The 5,299-nt window shown below is 48.8% G+C and carries 5 protein-coding genes and 1 pseudogene; all 6 read left to right on the top strand.

The features are described from left to right. Positions 1-905 (top strand): M24B family metallopeptidase (locus ACTIE6_RS16860; RefSeq protein WP_439557754.1); only part of this gene is annotated, 905 nt, incomplete at its 5' end. A gap of 317 nt (positions 906-1,222) precedes the next feature. Continuing rightward, on the top strand, positions 1,223-1,852 hold the full coding sequence (locus tag ACTIE6_RS16855) for an MgtC/SapB family protein (RefSeq protein WP_439557753.1): 630 nt from the start codon (positions 1,223-1,225) through the stop codon (positions 1,850-1,852). Between the two features lie 202 nt (positions 1,853-2,054). Beyond that, complete coding sequence (locus tag ACTIE6_RS16850; RefSeq protein ID WP_439557752.1) at positions 2,055-2,906, top strand: EboA domain-containing protein; 852 nt, start codon at positions 2,055-2,057, stop codon at positions 2,904-2,906. Between the two features lie 2 nt (positions 2,907-2,908). Then, positions 2,909-3,931 (top strand): TatD family hydrolase, encoded by a 1,023-nt coding sequence (locus ACTIE6_RS16845; RefSeq protein ID WP_439557751.1) that lies wholly within the window; start codon positions 2,909-2,911, stop codon positions 3,929-3,931. Between the two features lies 1 nt (position 3,932). Further along, positions 3,933-4,802 carry a UbiA-like protein EboC gene (eboC, locus tag ACTIE6_RS16840; protein ID WP_439557750.1) on the top strand — a complete coding sequence of 290 codons (870 nt, stop codon included), beginning with the start codon at positions 3,933-3,935 and terminating at the stop codon, positions 4,800-4,802. A 40-nt stretch (positions 4,803-4,842) separates the two neighbouring features. After that, positions 4,843-5,299 (top strand): annotated as a pseudogene (gene aroB, locus ACTIE6_RS16835) (3-dehydroquinate synthase); the annotation flags it as partial.

Below are 5,299 nucleotides of genomic sequence, written 5' to 3'. Positions count from 1 at the left end.
AAAACGTGTATCTCAACACCAACGAACATACCCGGAACGATTCGCAGGTACAAAGTCGGGACGCGCGCTTTGTGCGTGATTTCCGCGACCGCTACCCGGTTCACAACCTGTTGAGACTGGCCCCGCTCATGCACCAGCTGCGCGCCACGAAACATCCCATTGAAGTAGAGTTACTTCAAAGAGCTTGTACAATTACCAGGGCGGGTTTTGAACGTGTACTTAAATTCGTCAAGCCTGGCGTACATGAATTTGAGATTGAGGCTGAGCTGGTGCACGAGTTTATCCGCAACCGCTCCAAAGGTTTTTCTTACCAGCCCATTATTGCCTCGGGGGCAAATGCGTGCGTTTTGCATTACATTCAAAACGATCAGCCCTGCAAAGATGGCGACATTATATTACTCGATGTAGCTGCTGAATACGCCAATTACGGAGCCGATCTGAGCCGGAGTATTCCTGTGAATGGACGGTTTACCAAAAGGCAGCGCGATGTGTATGATGCTGTGCTGCGCGTGTTCAAAGCTGCAAAGGGAATGCTGGTTAGTGGGAATTTGTGGGATGAATACCACCGTGAAGTGGGTAAGGTAATGGAAAGCGAGCTGATCGGTCTTGGCTTACTTTCAAAAGAAGCGATCGAAAAACAGGATCCTGACTGGCCGGCTTACAAAAAGTACTTCCCGCACGGTACCTCTCACTTCCTCGGGCTGGATATCCACGACGTCGGCAATAAGTACCGCCGCTTCGAACCTGGGATGGTGTTAACCTGTGAGCCAGGCATTTACATTCGTGAAGAGAGCCTGGGAATCCGGCTTGAAAACGATATTCTGATTACTGAAACAGGTAACATTGATTTAATGGCAGATATTCCGCTGGAAGCGGAGGAGATTGAGGCGATAATGAATAGCTGAGAATTGAATTGATCCTGAGAAGTATTAACTCTTTCGACAACAGGAGGCTCCGCAGGAGCCCGCAATCGTGGACTTGTCTTCTGCTATAAACAGGAAGCTCCCCAGGAGCTTTGCGATAACAGCCAAAAGCATTCGTCAAGCTGTTTGTTATTATCAGGGATTAAAGGATCAAATGGCTCCAGAGGAGCCCCCTGTTTATAGCGATCTGGGTCGAAAGAAAAACCGGTCTCGCGTGATAGATCATTATGTAATTTTGCCAGCCGGGGAGATTCACATCTTTCCGGCTTTTGTTTTTACTGACACAAAAATCACATTGCATGAATTTCCTTCCGGAAGACATTTATAAGCTGCTTTTATCTTTCCTCCTTGGCGCTATTATCGGTGCGGAGCGTGAGTACCGGAGCAAGTCTGCCGGCTTGCGGACTATGATCCTGATCGCGGTGGGCTCCACGCTTTTTACGATTTTGTCCATTCGGGTCAGTTCGGATGCGGGGAGGATTGCAGCGAACATTGTAACAGGGATCGGTTTTATAGGTGCGGGGATCATTTTCCGGGAAAATAACCGCGTAGTGGGTATTACAACTGCTGCGATCGTGTGGGTTACAGCCGCAGTCGGAATGGGAATTGGAGCGGGTTACTACGAAGCAACTTTCGCATGTTTTGTGATTTCCGGTATGTCGCTGGTCATCCTGGCGCCGGTTCAGAAGTTTATCCGTAAAAGAAGCCAGATCCGTAATTACAGGCTCGTTTGCATTTACCAGCAGCAATCGCTCAAAGTGTACGAGGATATGTTCAAGGAGCTTGATATGACCATCTTGCGCGGGGAGCAAAGCCGGGTTGGAGATAATATAACCGGAAGCTGGACTTTACAAGGCTCCGAAAAGCACCACAATGAGCTCACCAAACAGCTCCTGAATGATCCCGCAATCAAGGAATTTGATTTTTGAAAATGACGGATATCATTCAACTCACATTAGTTTTTAATTAAAATTGGCGTTTCAAACACGTTAAACAAGTTTTCCAGCTACATCAAACCGTTATAATAGTTGTCAGGGAAACTTTATAAAGTGAAATAAACATTTATACTAAAACAACCCGAAACCTTACTGATTTGCCTGCTGGCATTTAAGTCCATTTTCCATTAAAAAAATGTCTGACATAGTTAAGCAAAAGCTTTGGGAGATTATCAGCCGGAACACTTCTGCTACGGAATCCGAATGGCTGCAGCAAAAAGGATCTGCTGCACCTCTTGAATTAATGACAGCTTTCGTAGCAGCACCGCGCTTTCTTGCCAAGAAAATCGTGAAGGTATCCGAAGACGAACAATGGTCGCTCGATACGGAGATACCTGGCTTTTCAGTGAATAACTGGTCTCTCGTGCGTTTGAGCCGCGTGTGGCTGCTGACCCAGCTCGACTCGTCGGACAAAGAGGATTATGTCAAAAACATTGAAACCCTTTTTGATACAGCCGAGATGAATGAGCTGGTGGCGCTCTATTCCGCATTGCCGCTGCTCTCCTACCCCGAACATTGGCTTTTCAGGGCTACTGATGCGGTGCGATCCAATATGGGTTTTGTATTTGATGCGATTGCATTGCATAATCCTTATCCGGCAAAACATTTCAGCGAACTCGCCTGGAACCAGCTGGTACTGAAAACGATCTTCAACGACAAGCCTATTCATTTGATCGAAGGGCTGGAAAACCGCGCGAATGAAAAGCTCGCATTAACCCTATCCGACTTCGCGCACGAACGCTGGGCTGCCGGCCGCAGTGTGGCGCCGCAGGTCTGGCGGCTGGTGGGCAAGTTTATGAACCCGGCTTTGCTCGCAGATATGCAGCATCTTTTTGAATCCGAAAACAGCGAAGATCGCAAAGCAGCTGCACTCGCCTGCGCCGATTCGACCTTAACCAATGCAAACTACCTTTTGGCCAAATATACCGACCTTGAAAAGTCTGTCAAATTAGGTGAACTTACCTGGGCCGAACTTGAACATTCCTGATTATGTGCTTAAACCCAAACGAAACCGCGCCCAACCCGTCGCACTTTGAAGATAGTGACGAAACCTCCACCGCGCACCGCGATATTGCCTGGAACGATTACAGCGAGCTGATCAAAGGAATGCGGTTTTTCGACCCGCATATCCACATGGTTTCCCGCACAACCGACGATTACCAGGCCATGCACCAGGCCGGGATTGTCGCATTGATCGAGCCCGCTTTCTGGGTTGGTCAGCCGCGCACTGGGCTTTCCAGCTTCAAAGATTATTACAGCAGTCTCGTAGGCTGGGAGAGATTCCGCTCCTCGCAGTTTGGTATCAAACATTATTGCACAATGGGCTTGAACTCCCGCGAAGCAAACAATGAACCGCTGGCCGAGCAGGTAATGGAGATTTTACCCCTTTATATATACAAAGAAGGTGTTGTGGGTGTTGGAGAAATCGGTTTTGATGACCAGACACCTGCCGAGGAAAAATATTACAGACTGCAACTTGAACTCGCAAAAGAAGCAAAGCTGCCTGTCCAGATCCACACGCCGCACCGCGACAAAAAGAAAGGTACCGAGCGTTCCATGGCGATCGCGATTGAGCACGGTATTGATCCGTCGTGGGTGATTGTAGACCATAACAATGAAGAAACCGTGAAAAGTGTGCTTGACCAGGGTTTCTGGGCTGCATTCACGATTTACCCTTTTACCAAAATGGGTAATGAAAGAATGGTGAAAGTGGTGGAACAATACGGACCCGAGTGCATTATGATCAATTCTGCGGCTGACTGGGGGATTTCCGATCCGCTGGCTATTCCAAAAACAGCTGCATTGATGAAAATGAAAGGGATTTCAGACGAGGCGATCCGGCAGGTAACCTACCAGAATGCGATCGATGCTTTTGGTAAAAGCGGACAGATCGATGTAAGTGATTTTGAAAATGGCTACGAGGTCGACCAGACTGCCAAGTTTCATGGAAACAGCATTTTGCGCGGCGGTCAGCAGCCAGCTCCGGTTAAGGATTCCCTAGTAATCAGGTAACGTGAGCAGCATCAAACCCTATCTACAACTAACGCGCCCGGCTAACCTGGTCACCGCCGTTGCCGACATACTCGCCGGTCTTGCGATCGCCCAGTTTACCTTTTCTGACTTCTCACCTGCGTGGCTCGTACTTTCCACACTGGGACTGTACGGAGGCGGCGTGGTGATGAATGACGTTTTCGATGCCAAACTGGATAGTATTGAACGCCCAGAGCGGCCCATTCCGAGCGGCAAAGTACCGCTGGTGCAGGCTACTTTCCTGGGTATTTCCTTGCTGGTGTTCGGTATGCTTACCGCTGCATTATTCAGCGGATTAAGCGGGTTGATAGCAGTTGTGATTGCATTGCTGACGATTCTGTACAATCGCTTTGCCAAACACCACGCATTTTTCGGTCCGCTTACAATGGGCTTGTGCCGCGGCGCCAACCTGATCCTGGGAATGAGCGTTATACCTGAATCTTTTCAAAAATATGCCTGGATTGCATTGCTGCCGATTGCCTACATTTTCGCGATCACGATGATCAGTCAGGATGAAGTGCACGGCGGGAAAAAGCGGACTTTATACATTGCTGCGCTGCTTTATGCAATCGTACTGATTGCCCAGCTGATCATCGCAGAACGTGGCGGTAACCTGCTGTTTACGATCCCAATTGTGTTGCTCCACGCCCGGCTGATCGGCCGGCCGCTTTGGAATGCAATGCAAAATCCTATTGGTCCGCTCATTGGCAAAGCGGTGAAAGCCGGTGTGATTTCGCTGATCGTGATGAATGCTTCCTGGTGCGTGGCTTTCGGCTTGCTGCCGCTCGGACTGGCGGTACTTGCATTACTGCCGCTATCCATGCTGCTGGCGAAGGTTTTCGCCGTAACTTAGTATTTAAAATAAACCCACATTGCCTGCAATGTCATTTTCAATGCAAACCATACAACAGCGTTTCAAAATAGAATATAATTATGCGGTGTACTTCACACAGCATTTATTCGATGTAAATAACCCGCTGCTGAAAGATTTTTTCAGCGGTTTTTCAGAAGAAGGATTTCAAAGAAAGGCCCTGGTGATCGTGGACGCAGGTTTCGCTGCTTTTCACCCGACGCTTTCCGAGGAAATCAGAAGCTACTTTTCGACTGCGGTTCCGCAGATTCAGCTTGCTGCGGATATCATGATCGTAGCAGGCGGCGAAGCTTGCAAGAATGATCCTGCATTGTTCGAAAGTCTGGTAGAAGCCGTGGACGTACACGGTATCGACCGCCATTCTTTCATTATCGGGATTGGCGGCGGAGCGGTGCTTGACCTGGTAGGTTATGCAGCGGCAGTTTCGCACCGGGGTATCAAGCTGATCCGCATTCCGACGACCGTTTTGGCACAAAATG

Source organism: Dyadobacter sp. (genome assembly GCF_051859145.1).
GTDB lineage: Bacteria > Bacteroidota > Bacteroidia > Cytophagales > Spirosomataceae > Dyadobacter.
The sequence above is the reverse complement of the archived record's forward strand: the minus strand, read 5'-3'. Positions and strand labels throughout refer to the sequence as shown.